Here is a 15,244-nt window from a genome sequence, read left to right on the forward strand (position 1 = left end):
AATTGATTATTTCTAACAGCCATAAGTTTGTTTTCGTCAAAACAAATAAAACAGCTGGCTCCTCTTTCGAAGGATTACTTTCTCACTATTTAAATACTGGCGATTGGGTCACTAGAGCTCAAAAACAAGAAGAGCAGCATCGAGCCGCAGCCATCATCGCAAACAAAATCAATTATTTAAATGGAAAGAACGCCAGACCAGGCATCAAAGTCAAACAACACGCACGCCTCATCGCCGCCCACAAAAAATTTCCCGAATCAAAAGAATATTTTAGCTTTGGCATCTTGCGAAATCCCTTCAATCGACTGATATCATCGTTCCGATGGAGAAAGGGTAAACAAATTCAACAAATCCTGGGGAAAAAGTCTAATCCTTTACGCCAACAAGACCTGTTAAAAGAAAAGTTTCTCGCTCATATCACCAACGACCAGGGAGACCTCAACACTAGAGGGGTCAATCTGCTTTTCGGAATCAACAAGGACGGAACCACATGGGGTGTTGACCATGTCTTCAAATTGGAAGACCTTCAAAGCGCCAAGAAAATCCTCCATGATCAATTAGGAATTGCAATCGATTTAAATAAAATGCCAAGATTCAAGGAAAATACCGTAAAAATACCTTCAGAAATAAATCTTTGGGACCAAGAAACAATCAAAGCCGCAACGAAGATGTTTTCGTGGGAATTTGCAAATTTAGACTATCCAACCACTCCTTCATAAACCCAAAAGCAACTTCGCCTTGAAAGGCTACAGACGAAGAATTTCTTTACGTTCAGACACGGAATACACAGAACTCACTCTCCTTTGTCGAATGAACATTCATTCCGACAAGGCCATTAAATAGCTCAATCATGATCTCATTGCAAAATACCGGGTGACAATAACGCAATAACTTCATCCCCTACAGCATCGGAAATTGACGTTAGATGAATTGAACAGCAAACAAAACAGTCATTGCTTGTTTTGATCAACAGGAGGCGTAACCACCCCTTTTTTAATTCATAGCAACGACTGTAGATGAGACAAACAGGCTTGAACTAAGTCGTGTAGTCGGCGTTGATGCGCACATATTGATCTGACAGATCACAGCCCCAAGCCTGACTGGATCCGGAACCATCACCCAGTGAAAGGCGTATCAGAACATCCTTCTGCCTCAACACGTCACTGGCGGCTTGCCGATCAAACTCCAAAGGCTGCCCCCCCGCCATGAGCTGATGGGAGCCAATCCACAAGGCAACCGCTTCAGGATCGAAGGTCACGCCGGAGCGACCTGCTGCCGCCACAATCCGCCCCCAATTCGGATCCCGCCCATGAATCGCGGTCTTCACAAGGGACGATCCACAGACTGTGCGCGCCACTTGCAACGCCGCGGCCTCATCCACAGCTCCCTCGACCTGCACTTCAATCAAACAGGTCGCCCCTTCACCATCCCGAGCAATCGCCTGGGCCAACTGCTGCATCGCATGCGTGAGACCCTGCTCCAAGGCGGGATGGTGTTGCTCCGCCAGCGGGTCTCCAGCCGCAAAGGCCAGCACCGTGTCGTTGGTGCTGGTATCACCATCCACCGTGATGGCATTGAAGGATCGCTGCACCGCACGCCGCACCATCCCCTGCCAGATGCAGGCGTCGACTCCGGCATCGCAGCTGAAGAAACCAAGCATGGTGGCCATATCGGGATGAATCATTCCCGAACCTTTCGCCATGCCGCCAATGCGGACCCGCTGTCCACCAAGGTCGGCCTCCAAGGCCACCTGCTTGTCGACCAAATCAGTGGTGAGAATGGCCTGGGCTGCCGCACCACCTCCGTCTTCGCCCAAGGCATCGATCAGCGGACCAAGTCCGGCCAGCAAAGTTGGCATCAGGATCGGCACACCGATCACTCCCGTGGAGCAGATCAACACTGACTCCGGATCCAAGCCCAGGTGATCGGCAAGCACCTGGGTGGCGCGCTGACTGTCCACCAGGCCGCGATCACCTGTACAGGCGTTGGCCTGCCCGGAATTGATCAACACCGCACGGGCTCGACCGCCGCTGCTGGAGAGGCGATCACTGCAAAGATCAACACAGGCCGCTCGAACCACCGACCTGGTGAAGGTGCCAGCACAGACCGCCAATGCCGGAGCGAGAAGCATGGCCAGATCGCGCCTGCCCGAGGGCTTGAGGCCTGCGACGATGCCCGCCGCCTCGAACCCATCCGGTGCCGTGACACCACCCTGGATCGATTGCCAAGACATAGCCATCGCCACCGCTAACAAGCCGCGAGACACTGAGTGCATCCTGCTCCGACACCATGGCGCCTGGCGAGCAGTTCTCGCAACGACGCATCGGGCTCACCGGCGGAATTGCAAGCGGCAAAAGCTGCGTGGGCCGTTGGCTGGCTGACGAAGGTTTGCCTGTTCTCGACGCCGATCAATACGCCAGGGACGTCCTCAAACCTCAAAGCACAGCCACGACGCTCGTTCTCGAGCGCTATGGACAACGCGTCCGTAACGCCGAGGGGAACGGAATCGACAGAGACGCCTTGGGCCAGATCGTCTTCAACGACACGGGGGAACGCCGCTGGCTGGAGCAGCTGATTCATCCCGCCGTGCAGCAACGATTTGACGTCGCCTTGGACGATTTGAAAGAGGCGCCAGCCGTGGTGCTGATGATCCCGTTGTTGTTCGAATCGGGTTTGGAGTCGCTCTGCAGTGAAATCTGGCTTGTGGACTGCACTGCCCCCCAGCAGCTGGAGCGGCTCATGAACCGTGATGGGATGAATCGGGATGCAGCTTTGGCACGGATTGACGCGCAATGGCCTCTCAGCCGCAAACGCGACTTAGCAGACCACGTGATCACCAATTCGGGCCAACCAGGGGCCTGGGAACAACAGGCAAGAGCACTGCTTCAGATGAGCCCCGCAGCCGGACTGTGATCAGGGTCACAAACTTGAGAGACCGGGATCAACTCCAACAGCGACGACTGCGCGGAAGGTGAAGTCAGCTCGTGCAACGGGCCACTTAACAAGCACTTCATCACCATGTCTTTCAACACCGTCGCCGCCGCATGCCTGGCCCTTGGCGCCTCCGTGATGTCGCTGGCGGCTCCTGCTCACGCCTACTGACAGCCGCGATCTGACAGCCGCTAACTGACACCTAACGGCAGTCCTGGATATGGATCAGGGCTGCTTGATTCCAAACCAAAGAGAACAACATTTACGCCCATTCGAAATGAGGCTTATCCCAAACAATCTTCAACCAATTGCACTCATCCTACTGAGTTGCTTTTTGGCATCAAACTCTGCTGCTGCAGACGACAAACGCATTCACATCCAAGCCAGGAGCACATCAACAATGGTGCAATTTTGCAGCACTGGAGAGACCTGCCAATTCATCCAATTTTCCGCCATCAGCCCCAAGGAGACCAGACAGCAGGAGACCAAACCAACACAAGAGCCAGACCACAACTCCAACCTCATTGAGCACATCAACATTCAACTTTTTGGCTTCTAAGCAACCCCCAATTATCTCAACTTCACTCCAAAAACCATGACCTTTCCACGCCTTTTGCTGGCCATTCTTCTGCTCAGCCCAGCCCTCAATCTTCCAGCCCCTGCACGGGCACAGACCGACTCGATGGCACCAAAGCGCGCCCTCAATCTGGCGCGCGACGCAGCGATTCGCATGAATGGCGGCCTCAGCAACTATCGACCAGGTCGCTGCATGTACCAGGGAATTACCAACAATCCGTGCCTTGCTCAGCGGGATGCCACAGGATTCATCTTCCACTTCCCAGGCGGACAACCCGGCTGGCAGGAAGCCGGGATGCCACCGAGTCAAGTCACCGTGCTGCGCATTGCCCCTGATGGACGGTCAATCACGCAAACCATTCACAACGGATCTCTCACCCATGCCGCAAGCGCGGGGCTGATGCATTGAATCAACCGTTCCGCCCGAATTCGGAGCGGAACCATTTTGTGATCACCCATTTGTGCCCCGCCTCCACGGGAAGGGCTTCATGCAGGGTGAAGGGATTGGGGGTTCCATCGGCCTGGAGATTATTCCAGGCCAATGCCATGCCAGGAACGGGCGTAAACGAACGACCCAGGCGACGGAACAGCGTCTCTCCACCACGTTCAACAGCGTTGAGGTAAACCATCAACGTCCATGTGCGTTGCCCACCACTGTCGGTGTGGGTTGCGTATTCCTCCGTCCCCGGAGAAAACCAATCTGTGTGTTCTTTGAAGTACTCACCTGGGTCATAGCGCTGCCCTTGGATGGGTTCCGACAGGCGCGGATCCACCCCGAACAGCGCCGAAAACCGCCGATCGAGGCTGGCAGCAAGCTCCGGATTGTTCTGACGCAGATGGCAGGTGCGGCTGGTGCGGTAATCGCTGGTTCCACGGGTCACCGTCGATGGCTGCAGTGACGCATTGATAGCTTCGATCACCGCCTCGCATTCCTCGTGGCTGAGCAGTGCAGGTAACTCATACACCTGGGCAAGGGACGTATCCAGACGCCAGGCGCGCGGCCGATGGTCAGGACGGGTAAGGGGAGACTCGAACCAGGCGAGCCAATCGGCCGTGGGTGCACCCGTCGCCGCCAGACCTTGGGATGACGACTGGAGAACAGCCGCAATCGCATCGCGTGGAAAACCCTGATCGAGGGCCCGCTGCATTAACCCTTCGGGATCACAGCCACGATCCCTGTTCTGCAGCAACCACTCCTTCCAGGCGTCGGGAATGGCTGCCGCTCCGCTCATCAACCCTTGAGTTTCTTGCTGAGAATCTGGTTGGCCAGCTTGGGATCGGCCTTACCACCAGTCTTCTTCATCAATTGTCCGACGAAGAAGCCCTGCAACTTGGTCTTGCCGCCTCGGAAGGCCTCCACCTCATCAGGATGGGCCGTCAGCAGCTCGTCCACGATGGCCTCAATCGCAGCCGGATCACTGATCATGCCGAGGCCGCGCTCATCGACGATCGCCTTGGGAGACCCCCCCTTTTCCAGAAGCTCCGGCAGGATCTCCTTGGCAATCTTGCCGCTGATCTTGCCCCCATCGATTAGTTGCACCATCTCCGCCAGCTGGTCCGGCCGGAACGGCAATTCGGCATAGCAAAGCCGGTTGCTGTTCACATAGGCGGCGATATCGCCGGTGATCCAGTTCGCTGCAAGCTTGGCGTCGGCACCGGCGTTCACAACGGCTTCGAAGTAATCCGCCATCGGCCGCTCATCGGTGAGCACCCGTGCGTCGTACTGGGATAGACCGAGATCATCGGCATAGCGATGCCGCTTGGCCGCCGGCAGCTCTGGCAATTCAGAGCGCCACGACTCCCGCTGATCGGCCTTCACCTCAATCGGGCCGAGGTCAGGATCCGGGAAGTAGCGGTAATCACTGGCTCCCTCTTTGCTGCGCATGCTCTTGGTGAGCTGCTTGCCTTCATCCCAGAGCCGCGTCTCCTGCACGATCGGCTCGCCAGTCTCGTAGGCCTTGATCTGGCGTTTGATCTCGTAGTCACACGCCTTTTGGATGGCGGAAAACGAGTTCATGTTCTTGATCTCCACCTTCGTGCCGAAGGGGGCATCCGGACCCCGACGCACAGAGATGTTCACGTCACAACGCAGGGATCCCTCCTGCATGTTGCCGTCGCTCACACCCAGATAGCGCATGATCCGGCGAATCTCCGAGGCATACTCAGCAGCCTCACGACCGGTGCGCAAATCCGGCTTGCTGACAATCTCCGCCAGGGCCACTCCGGCGCGGTTGTAATCCACCAAGGAATGGGTAGATCCTGCCAGGCGGTCGCTGCCGGCATGCACCAACTTGCCAGCGTCTTCCTCCATATGAAGGCGCTCGATCCCGATCGTTTTCAGGTAGGTGTCTTTTCCCTTTTCGGCCACTTCCACCTCAATCCAGCCCTCCTCGGCGATCGGCTGGTCGTACTGGGAGATCTGATAGTTCTTCGGGAGATCGGGATAGAAATACTGCTTGCGGTCGAACTTGCTGTGTTCCGCAATATTGAGGTTCAGCGCCATCGCCGCCTTGACCGCGTACTCGAGCACCTTCTGATTCAGCACAGGGAGCGTGCCTGGAAGGCCGCAGACCACCGGATCAATGTGGGTGTTGGGGTCATCGCCAAATGTGGTCGATGCCGCCGTGAAAATTTTGCTGTCCGTTCCCAGCTGAACGTGGGTCTCGAGACCGATCACGGCCTCCCAGGCCAGTTGAGTTGCTGCGTCGGCCATGCGCCCGTGGTGTGAAGCAATCTCGGGATCCTATGGAATCAGGCCCGAGCCGATCAGGATGGGTGTTGTTGCCTGGCCGGCATGGATCCCGCAACACAAGAGCCAGAAGCGATCAATCGCAGGCTGCGGAATCTGCTCCAGACCCATCTGAAGCTGCTGGACCCTGAGCTTCTCCACCCGGATCCTGATGCCGTTCTGATTGAACAGGGCGAGATCGCCGACTCCCTGCTCCTGGTGCAACAGGGCCGCCTCGCCGTCGAAATCCAGCAGACCGGCCATGCATCCAGAGTCATCGCTGAAGTGGGTGCTGGAGCGGTCCTGGGAGAAATGGCGCTTTTCGGAATCGGGGAGCCCCGCCACGGTGCGCGGGTCCGTGTGCTGGATACCAGCACGGAAATCCTGCGCTTCTCGCGGGAGGCGCTGCACGGAGCCGTGCTCTTCGACGCCGAACTCGCGGCCGAAATGCTGCTCATGAGCAGTGAACGCTGCCGCAACAGCAACCGGATGATCAACCTCTTGCTGGATGGCATTGATGCCACAACCCGCGGCGATGCCTCGGCACTGACGCACATCTGCAGCAGCCTCCGCAATGGGCCTGACAGCATGGGGGAAGCGGCGGCTCAGCTGGAGCAGCTGCTGAAGCACACAGATCCACCACGCCAGGAGAGTTGAGCCAGCCATGACTCCTGCAGACCATCCAGCCACGCTTGTGCTGGGGGGTGGCTTGATGGGCCTGGCGGTGGCCCATCAGTTGGCCCGTCGCGGACAGCACGTGACCGTGATCAGCCGCCGCCGCAGCGAAGCGGCCGGATTTGTGGCTGCCGGCATGCTGGCTCCTCATGCCGAAGGCCTCAGCGGCACCCTGCTGCAGCTCGGCCAGGCCAGCCTGGAGCAGATTCCACGCTGGGTGGCGCAGATTGAACGAGACAGCGGTCTTGGCTGCGGCCTGCGCACCAGCGGCATTGTGGTGCCGTTCCGAACAGCGGCAGAGCGCGACGCTTACCCCACAGCCCACCTAGGGCAAACCTTGGACCGCGCCGGCCTGGAACAGGAGATCCCGGACTTAGGTCCGGAGTGGACCACTGGATTGCTGTTCGAACAGGACGGGCAGATCGACAACCGCCGGCAACTGATGCGGGCGCTGGAGCGCGCCTGTGTCTCCCTGGGCGTGCAGTTCATGGAAGGCGCCGAGGTGTTGAACCTGCTCCAAGGGGAGCGTGGGCAACTCAGTGGTGTCGCACTGCGCAGTGCGGAGGGGGAGCAGCAGCAGCTGCACTGCCGACAAGCGGTGCTCTGCAGTGGTGCTTGGAGCCAACAACTGGTGCCACAACTCCCTGTGTTCCCGGTGAAAGGCCAGATGCTCTCGCTGCAAGGCCCGCGGGACGCCCTGAAGCGGGTGATCTTTGGCCCAGGCACGTACCTCGTCCCCCGAGAGGACGGATTGATCGTGGTGGGTGCCACAAGTGAACGGGATGCAGCCTTCGCCGAAGGACTGACCCCCGATGGGCAAAAGCAACTCCAACAGGGCATTGCAGCGTTGCTACCGATCGCAACCGGCTGGCCACCAATGGAACGCTGGTGGGGCTTCCGGCCCTGCACGCCGGATGAAGGGCCTCTGCTTGGCCCTGGCCCGATCCCTGGCTTATGGCTGGCCTGCGGACATCACCGCAATGGGGTGCTGCTTGCGGCGATCACTGCAGAGCTCACAGCCTCCAGCCTGCAGGACGCCCCCCTACCAGCAGACAACGTCGCCCTGCTCAAGAACTTTCACTGGAGCCGATTTTGAGGTTCAACGAGCGCCTGCGCGATGGCCTGATCCAGGGCGGCATCGTCGGCGCCGCAGCTCTGCTCCTGGGGGGACTGGCCACAACCGGGATCAGCGAATCGATCGATCTGCTGCTCTACGACGCCGTCATCAGCCTCAGGGCCACTGACTCCGCCCAACGGCACCCGGTGACCATCGCTGGAATCGATGAGGGAGACATCAGCCACTACGGATGGCCCATCGACGATGCCGTGCTGTGTCGCGCCATCAGCAATGCAGTAGAAGCCAAGGCCAGTGCGATTGGCCTTGATCTCTATCGCGACCAAGGCATCGGGGAGCAACAAACGTGCCTCCGCGCGTTGATCCAACGACACCCCAAGGTCGTTGCCATCTTCAATGCAGCAGAGGGCATCCAAGCTCCTCCAGGCACACCGCCTGAGCAGCAGGCGTTCAATGACCTGGTGGTGGATGCCGATGGCGTGATCCGGCGCGACCTGGTCCATGTGAGCGGGCAAGACGACGCCACCGTGAGCCTGCCGGTTCGTCTGGTGGAGACATCGAATCTTCAACCCGACCTTCTCGATGCCCTGAGGTCTCCGCAGAGGGCCGAACGGCTCGGGCCCTGGCTGCTACCGCATTCCGGGGGCTACCGAGACCTTGATGCCGCGGGCTATCAGCGGCTGCTTCCGTTTCAACAACCCGGCAGCTTCCGCACCATCAGCCTGCGGGCTCTGGCCAATGGAGAGGCCAAAACAATGGAGCAGCTGAGGGGTGAGATCGTGCTGATGGGCAGCACAGCCCCCAGCCTCCGTGATCTGTTCGAGATTCCGCAGAGCCGCTTCATCCGAACAGAACGTCAACTCCGCATGCCCGGCGTCGAGGTGCATGCGCTGCGGGTCGCAGCACTTCTGAATGGCCTGAGTGAGCCGTGGTCGCTCAAAACGCTGCCGCCTTGGAGCGATCGTGGCCTGGAACTGCTCGCGATCCTGACCGGGATCTACCTCGGCGAAAGCTTCCGCAAGCTTCGGCAAAGCATCACGGTCACCGCTGTCCTCACCGCAGCAGTGGCGAGCAGCGGCATCGCCTTGCTCTGGATGCAGGGGCTATGGATCGGCCTCACCCTTCCGGTGATCTCACTACCCGTCATGGCGGGGGTGGGTTGGCTGCGACGCGGTGCCCTGCATCAAAGGCAGAAACAACAAATCGAACGGCTCTTGGGGCAAACCACTTCCCCTGCAGTCGCCTCTCAGTTGTGGGATCAACGCGACGCGCTGCTGCGCGATGGTCAATTTGAAGGCAAACAGGTGGACGCCACCGTGTTGTTCACAGACACGCAGGATTTCACCAGCATTTCGGAACAGCTCGCCCCCGCCGATCTCCTGCTGTGGCTCAATCGCGGCATGGCCCTGCTGGTGAAAGAAATCACCGACCACGGCGGCATCATTAACAAGTTCACCGGCGATGGTCTCCTGGCGGTGTTCGGTGCACCGATCAGCCAGGGCAAGGCCGTGGATGCTCGTCACGCGATTGATGCTGCCCTGGCGATTGCCGCTCGGCTTGAGCAACTCAACCGTGAACTCAGCAGGGAAGAGGCACCCCCCATGCGCATTCGGATCGGCATCCATTCAGGCCCACTCATCGCCGGCTCGATGGGCAGCAGCACACGGCTGGAATACACCGTGATGGGAGACACGGTGAACTGCGCATCGCGGCTGGAAAGCCTGGCCCGGGTGCCCAGCGACCATGTCTGCCGCACGCTGTTCAGTCGGCAAACTCTGCAGCAGTGTGCGAACGATGACCTGATCTGGCACTCGGTAGGTCGGTTTCATGTGAAAGGACGCCAACAGGTCGTGGACGTGCTCGAACTAAACGGCGTGAAACCCGGTACAGCCTTCAGAACAGGCAACGCACCGGCAGACGATCCGGCCAAGAGCTGAGATCCAGAGGCGCAAGGTTGAAGTCCTGAATCAACCGCGCTTTGGCAACGGAGCCGTCACATCGGTTGGCAAGTGCCTTCAGTCGTTCCTGAAGGCTCAGATCCACCGGCGTGGGCTCAGCCAACAGCAAGGTGATGGCCGGTGGAGCATCAAAGCCCCCATCCCAGCTCAGGGGATCCACGCCAGAGTTTGGCTCGAGGCACTGGTAGCTGGATTCCCAGACGACTCCATCGGCCAACGGCGCACGGAACAGCGTGACCCCGACCGGCGAAGGATCGAGACGAATGCGTTGCACGCGATTCTTGGCACCGGCAACAGTGCCCGCTGAGGCCAGGCGTCGCAGATCCATGAGCAACGGCTTTGGAGTCTGGGTCGGACCCTGCAAAGTCCCCAGCAAGCGTTCAACATCCGGAGCAAAAACGCTGTTCTGCGGCACGAGGTGAATCAACAAGCGTGCGGTGCACTCACCACGCGTTCCACCCCCCACTCGGCGCCCCGGAAAACTGGAACGGAGCTGGGGACTGGCCGCTGCAGGGAGCACCGCTCCCAGCATCAGGACGCTTAACAACCGCTTCAGCAGACCGGAACAGCCCATGACGCCCGCACACCAAGACAACCCTTCTTTCAGGATCGGTCGTCATCCAAGGGAGGGGCTGTCTCTTGTAACCAAAGCCTTACAAATTCAGCCACACCCGACATTCAGAGCTAATCGAAGAAGACGTGCTGCCTCTGACCATGCTCAACAGGTTGACAACCCTTTCACTGGCAGTTGCCTTGGGATCTGGCTTGCTGGTGAGTGGCGGCCCGAGCCACGGTCAAACCTCTCCCGAGTTGACCAAGAAAGTGCTGCAGATGGAACGGGATCGCGAAAAGGAATTTGAGGATTACTTCGGCGAAGACCTTGCCTCGGTCAGCAAAACCGCTGATGAAACCGCCGCCGACCTGGAACGCCTCAGTGCCGAGACCGGCACCCGCTCAGCCCTGCTGTACGTGATTCCGCGGAAGACCCATCTGCACCTGGTGCTGATCCCCCCCAGCGGGACACCAATCGTGAAGGACTTTTACGACGTCACCGACCCGGAGCTCTTCGCCGTCTCTGGACAGTTTCACAAGGGCATCCTGCGGATGGATGCGGCCCAGAGCCAAACCAGCGGCCAACAGCTTTATGACTGGATCATCAAGCCCTATGAGCAGGAGCTGGCTGCTGCCGAGATCGATCTGCTGCTGTTCTGCCTCGGCGACGGGGTCAAGGATCTAGCCCTACCGGCCCTATCGAACGACGGCACCTATCTGATCGAGACCTATGCCATGGCGCGGATCCCCGCGTTCAACCTGATTGAGACGAACTACAAGCCGTTCAAGAGCGGCCAACTGCTGGCCATGGGAGCCAGTCAATTTCAGGATCCATCGATTCCAGCCTTACCAGGCACAAAGAAGGAAATCGCCGGGCTCAGCAAAAGCCTTAGCTCCACAGGCCAAGGCCAATGGGGCGTCACCCGTCTGGAGAACCAGGCCTTCACGCAAACACGGATCAACCAAAACCTGTCGAAGCAACCCTTCTCGGCACTGCACGTGAGCACCCACGCGCAATTCCAACCCGGCAAGGTCGAAGCCTCCTACATCCAACTGTGGGATCAGAAACTGACACTCAAGGCCCTCAATGCGATCGACTGGGACCAATCCAAAGCGGATCTGATCGTTCTCAGTGCCTGTCAAACCGCTCTGGGAGACACCGATGCTGCCAATGGCTTTGCAGGACTCGCCCTCAAGGCTGGCGTTCCATCCGCCATCGGCACGCTTTGGTCGATCAACGATCAATCGACCACAAATTTGATGAAGGCCTTCTACAGCGAACTGCCCGAAAGCCGGACCAAAGCACAGGCCCTTCAATCAGCCCAAGTGGCGGCAATCCGCGGTTCTGGCAGCTCAATCGCCATGAAATCTCCCTACTACTGGGCAGGCTTCAGCCTGATCAGCACACCGTGGTGAGCGGATCAGGCTGAAGCGGTCGGTCCCCTCAGGACTCGACGCGCCAAGTCTGGTCGGAAGGGGTCCAATCGTTCAGCTCAGAGGCATCGAACCAAAGACCAATTTCAAACGCAGCGGTTTCGGCGGCATCGGACCCATGGATGACATTGCGGCCGATGTTGATGGCCAGGTCGCCGCGAATGGTGCCGGGCTCGGCCTCGAGGGGCTTGGTGGCACCGATCAGCTTGCGGGCACTGGCGATGACGCCATCGCCTTCCCAGACCATGGCCACGACAGGGCCAGATGTGATGAAGTCGACGAGGCCAGCAAAGAAGGGACGCTCCTTGTGGACGCCGTAATGCTGTTCAGCGAGGGCACGGCTGGGGGTGATCTGCTTCAGACCCACAAGCTTGAATCCCTTGCGCTCAAAGCGGCCGAGGATCTCGCCCACCAGACCACGCTGGACGCCGTCGGGCTTAATGGCGATGAACGTGCGTTCGGCCATGGATTGGTGTGAATGAAAAGCGCCGCCATCGTCAGTGCTGGCCACCCCGCTTGGCAAGCACCAACGATGGGAATCGCATGGGATGTCCCTAGATTCCAAACAATCTCTTCAGGCAAACGCAGGTGTCAGACAGCGAACACTGGTCGATTCAGGACAGTGCTGCGTTGTATGGCCTTGACCGCTGGGGCGATCCGTACTTCTCGATCAACGGCCGCGGGCATGTCAGTGTTCAGCCACAGGGGGAGCGTGGCGGCAGCCTGGATCTGGTGGATCTTGTGGCCGAACTGCGCGGTCGAAATCTCGGTTTGCCACTTCTGATTCGTTTCGACGACATCCTGGAAGACCGGTTGGAGCGCCTGCACGCCGCCTTTGAACGCGCGATCGCGCAGTACGACTACCGCGGTCGTTACCAAGGGGTCTTCCCCGTCAAGTGCAACCAGCAGCGGCATGTGGTGGAGGAGCTGGTGAGCTGTGGCCACCGCTGGAACTTCGGACTCGAAGCAGGAAGCAAGGCCGAGCTTCTGATTGCCCTCTCGTTGCTGGATGACCCGGAGGCACTGCTGATCTGCAACGGCTACAAGGATCGGCTTTACATCGAGACAGCGATTCTGGCGCGCCGCTTGGGACGCCAACCAGTGGTCGTGATCGAACAACCCGATGAGGTCGACCGCATCATCGAAGCCAGCCGCAGCCTTGAGGCCGCTCCCTACATCGGCGTGCGCGCCAAGTTGTCGAGCCGCAGCACCGGGCGATGGGGCAGTTCCGTGGGAGACAAGGCCAAATTTGGACTGTCCATCCCCGATCTGCTGGCCACTGTTGAACGCCTGAAGCAACACGATCTGCTGCAGGATCTGCGGTTGCTCCATTTCCACATCGGCAGCCAGATCAACGACATCGCTGTGCTGAAGGACGCGCTGCAGGAAGCCGGCCAGATCTACGTGGAGCTGACACGGCTCGGTGCGCCGATGGGATTTCTCGACGTCGGTGGGGGCCTGGGCATCGACTATGACGGCAGCCGCACCGCGTCGGCCGCCTCAACGAACTATTCCCTGCAGAACTACGCCAACGATGTGGTGGCCACGGTGCGGGAGTGCTGTGAACCGAATGGGGTTGCGGTACCCACCCTGGTGAGCGAAAGCGGGCGAGCCATTGCCAGCCATTTCTCGCTGCTGGTGTTCGACGTGCTGGGAAGCAGTGCACTGCCTGCTTCCGTTCCCAGCCACCGCAACGATGAACCTCTCACCGTTCGCAATCTGCGGGAGACCCTGGCCACGATCCAGGAGCTCTCAAGCTCAGCGGAGGCCGAATTGGTTCGACTGCAAGAGGCTTGGAACGATGCACTGAAGTTCAAACAGGACGCCCTCGCAGCGTTCCGACTCGGCTACATGGGGCTGCGCGACCGCGCGACAGCAGAGCAACTGACCTGGGCCTGCGCCGATGCGATCGCCAGCCGACTTCCAGCGGATCAGACCGTGCCCGAGGAGCTGTCTGCCCTCCGTGGAGCCTTGGCCGGGACGTATTACGCCAACTTTTCGATCTTCAGGTCAGCGCCTGACACCTGGGCCATCGACCAACTCTTCCCCGTCCTGCCGATTCAGAAGCTCGAGCAACGCCCGAGCCGCCTGGCCAGCCTGGCCGACCTCACCTGCGATTCCGACGGGCGCCTCGATCGCTTCATCGGTGAAGGTCAGCCCAAAACCCTTCTGGAGCTGCACGCTTTGGAAGGCGACGAGCCCTATTTGATTGCCCTCTTCCTCAGCGGCGCGTACCAGGAGGTGATGGGCAACCTCCACAACCTGTTCGGCACCACCAACGCTGTTCACATCCGTCTCAGTCCTGGAGGCAGCTACCGCATCGATCATGTGGTCCGTGGCGACACCAATGCCGATGTGCTCGAGGCCATGGAGCACGATCCGCGCGCGTTGCTGGAACGGCTGCGGGTGGCTGCAGAGGCAGCCATCAACAACGGAAAGCTCCGCATCGACGAATCACGACGTCTTCTCGATCATCTGGAGAGCAGCCTGCGCCAGACCACCTACCTTCAAGACTGAGGCAACAGGCCCCGTTTCACGAGGGGCTGAAGGTCGGCGAGCTGCAAAGCCCCCTCGTCTGTAACCGTCACCGTTGCCCGCGTCCGCAGTTTGCTGAGCGTTCTTGAGGCTGTTTCCCGGGCCAGACCTGCAACAAGTGCAATTTCCTTCTGAGCCAATGGTGGGATGACAGCAGTGGGCTGCGCGTCAGGGCCGGTTTTGCGCGCCAGATACGCCAAGGTGTCGAGCAATCGTGTTGTGGCGTCAGCGCTCTGCAAGGCGAAGCGCTGATTTAAATCCCTCAATCGCGACGCCTCAAGGCGTGCCAAGGCCAGAGCAAAACCAGCCTCACGCTGCAGGAGCGATGCAAAGGGTGCTGCACGCAACTTCACCAGATGAAGCGGCGTCAGAGCGACGACGTCGGCGGAGCGAACTGCTCCATCCAGTGCTGCCATTTCGCCGAAGACATCGCCCGAACCAAGGAGAGACATCACCACTTCATCTCCATCCGCGGTGTAGGTGCGCACCTTCGCCAAACCGGAGCGGAGCAGAAACAAAGACTCGCCCCAGTCCTGCTCCATCACAATTAACTGCTCTGCCTGATGGGTGGTTTCACGGTGGCGATCCAGCAGCTGCTCCAGCTGTTCGATCGCCAAATCGCTGAACAGAGGCATCAACTTCAGGTCAGCCGAGGTCAACGCAGACAAAGGACAACTCCACGAGAGCTCGTCCAATCAGCTTGCTGTGAATCAAAGCCCCTGGCTAGGGCAACGACACCAATGAAACAGCTGATTGAGACCAAGGCTCTTAAGGTCCGTT

Annotated in this window: 14 protein-coding genes; 8 read left to right on the forward strand and 6 right to left on the reverse strand. The window is 59.2% G+C overall.

Annotated features, from left to right (window positions below; genetic code table 11):
- Window positions 1-2 precede the first annotated feature (2 nt).
- Entirely contained in the window at window positions 3-719 is a 717-nt protein-coding gene (locus tag SynPROSU1_RS12830) for a sulfotransferase family 2 domain-containing protein (RefSeq protein WP_186570831.1), read from the forward strand.
- 317 nt (window positions 720-1,036) lie between these two features.
- On the opposite strand, the gene argJ is transcribed toward SynPROSU1_RS12830, so the two are convergent.
- The gene (gene argJ / locus SynPROSU1_RS12835; RefSeq protein ID WP_186572403.1) at window positions 1,037-2,239 is read right to left on the reverse strand and encodes a bifunctional glutamate N-acetyltransferase/amino-acid acetyltransferase ArgJ; all 1,203 of its coding nucleotides are present in this window, start codon (window positions 2,237-2,239) and stop codon (window positions 1,037-1,039) included.
- Between the two features lie 50 nt (window positions 2,240-2,289).
- On the opposite strand from argJ, the gene coaE reads away from it, so the two are divergent.
- Together coaE and SynPROSU1_RS12845 are read left to right on the forward strand one after the other, a co-directional pair.
- Entirely contained in the window at window positions 2,290-2,913 is a 624-nt protein-coding gene (gene coaE / locus SynPROSU1_RS12840; protein WP_186570832.1) for a dephospho-CoA kinase, read from the forward strand.
- 613 nt (window positions 2,914-3,526) lie between these two features.
- Window positions 3,527-3,916, forward strand: a complete 390-nt coding sequence (locus SynPROSU1_RS12845; RefSeq protein ID WP_186570833.1) for a transcriptional regulator — start codon at window positions 3,527-3,529, stop codon at window positions 3,914-3,916.
- 1 nt (window position 3,917) lies between these two features.
- Here the strand turns inward: SynPROSU1_RS12845 and SynPROSU1_RS12850 are convergent, their stop codons facing one another.
- Window positions 3,918-4,739, reverse strand: coding sequence for a 2OG-Fe(II) oxygenase (locus SynPROSU1_RS12850; protein ID WP_186570834.1), 822 nt, complete (start codon window positions 4,737-4,739; stop codon window positions 3,918-3,920).
- Window positions 4,739-6,220: an Asp-tRNA(Asn)/Glu-tRNA(Gln) amidotransferase subunit GatB gene (gene gatB, locus SynPROSU1_RS12855; protein ID WP_186570835.1), complete on the reverse strand. Its 1,482-nt coding sequence runs from the start codon at window positions 6,218-6,220 to the stop codon at window positions 4,739-4,741. The genes SynPROSU1_RS12850 and gatB overlap by 1 nt, the downstream gene beginning before the upstream one ends.
- Window positions 6,221-6,301: 81 nt before the next feature.
- Here gatB and SynPROSU1_RS12860 point away from each other — a divergent pair, with 81 nt between their 5' ends.
- From SynPROSU1_RS12860 to SynPROSU1_RS12870, 3 genes are read left to right on the forward strand one after another with little or no spacing between them, the layout of a single operon-like run.
- Window positions 6,302-6,892, forward strand: a complete 591-nt coding sequence (locus SynPROSU1_RS12860) for a cyclic nucleotide-binding domain-containing protein (RefSeq protein ID WP_186570836.1) — start codon at window positions 6,302-6,304, stop codon at window positions 6,890-6,892.
- Between the two features lie 7 nt (window positions 6,893-6,899).
- Window positions 6,900-8,006 carry an FAD-dependent oxidoreductase gene (locus SynPROSU1_RS12865; protein ID WP_186570837.1) on the forward strand — a complete coding sequence of 369 codons (1,107 nt, stop codon included), beginning with the start codon at window positions 6,900-6,902 and terminating at the stop codon, window positions 8,004-8,006.
- Complete coding sequence (locus SynPROSU1_RS12870; RefSeq protein ID WP_186570838.1) at window positions 8,003-9,922, forward strand: CHASE2 domain-containing protein; 1,920 nt, start codon at window positions 8,003-8,005, stop codon at window positions 9,920-9,922. The genes SynPROSU1_RS12865 and SynPROSU1_RS12870 overlap by 4 nt, the downstream gene beginning before the upstream one ends.
- On the opposite strand, the gene SynPROSU1_RS12875 is transcribed toward SynPROSU1_RS12870, so the two are convergent.
- The gene (locus tag SynPROSU1_RS12875; RefSeq protein WP_186570839.1) at window positions 9,879-10,538 is read right to left on the reverse strand and encodes a hypothetical protein; all 660 of its coding nucleotides are present in this window, start codon (window positions 10,536-10,538) and stop codon (window positions 9,879-9,881) included. The two genes, SynPROSU1_RS12870 and SynPROSU1_RS12875, sit on opposite strands and share 44 nt — an antisense overlap.
- 119 nt (window positions 10,539-10,657) lie before the next feature.
- Between SynPROSU1_RS12875 and SynPROSU1_RS12880 the strand changes: the two genes are divergently transcribed.
- The gene (locus SynPROSU1_RS12880) at window positions 10,658-11,911 is read left to right on the forward strand and encodes a CHAT domain-containing protein (RefSeq protein ID WP_186570840.1); all 1,254 of its coding nucleotides are present in this window, start codon (window positions 10,658-10,660) and stop codon (window positions 11,909-11,911) included.
- A gap of 28 nt (window positions 11,912-11,939) precedes the next feature.
- Here the strand turns inward: SynPROSU1_RS12880 and ndk are convergent, their stop codons facing one another.
- Entirely contained in the window at window positions 11,940-12,395 is a 456-nt protein-coding gene (gene ndk / locus SynPROSU1_RS12885; RefSeq protein ID WP_186570841.1) for a nucleoside-diphosphate kinase, read from the reverse strand.
- A 122-nt stretch (window positions 12,396-12,517) separates the two neighbouring features.
- Here ndk and speA point away from each other — a divergent pair, with 122 nt between their 5' ends.
- Complete coding sequence (gene speA, locus SynPROSU1_RS12890; protein WP_186570842.1) at window positions 12,518-14,446, forward strand: biosynthetic arginine decarboxylase; 1,929 nt, start codon at window positions 12,518-12,520, stop codon at window positions 14,444-14,446.
- Here speA and SynPROSU1_RS12895 read toward each other — a convergent pair.
- The gene (locus SynPROSU1_RS12895) at window positions 14,437-15,099 is read right to left on the reverse strand and encodes a Crp/Fnr family transcriptional regulator (RefSeq protein ID WP_255444688.1); all 663 of its coding nucleotides are present in this window, start codon (window positions 15,097-15,099) and stop codon (window positions 14,437-14,439) included. The two genes, speA and SynPROSU1_RS12895, sit on opposite strands and share 10 nt — an antisense overlap.
- Window positions 15,100-15,244 lie beyond the last annotated feature (145 nt).

Origin of the sequence: Synechococcus sp. PROS-U-1 (genome assembly GCF_014279755.1) — a bacterium.
Taxonomy (GTDB): domain Bacteria; phylum Cyanobacteriota; class Cyanobacteriia; order PCC-6307; family Cyanobiaceae; genus Parasynechococcus.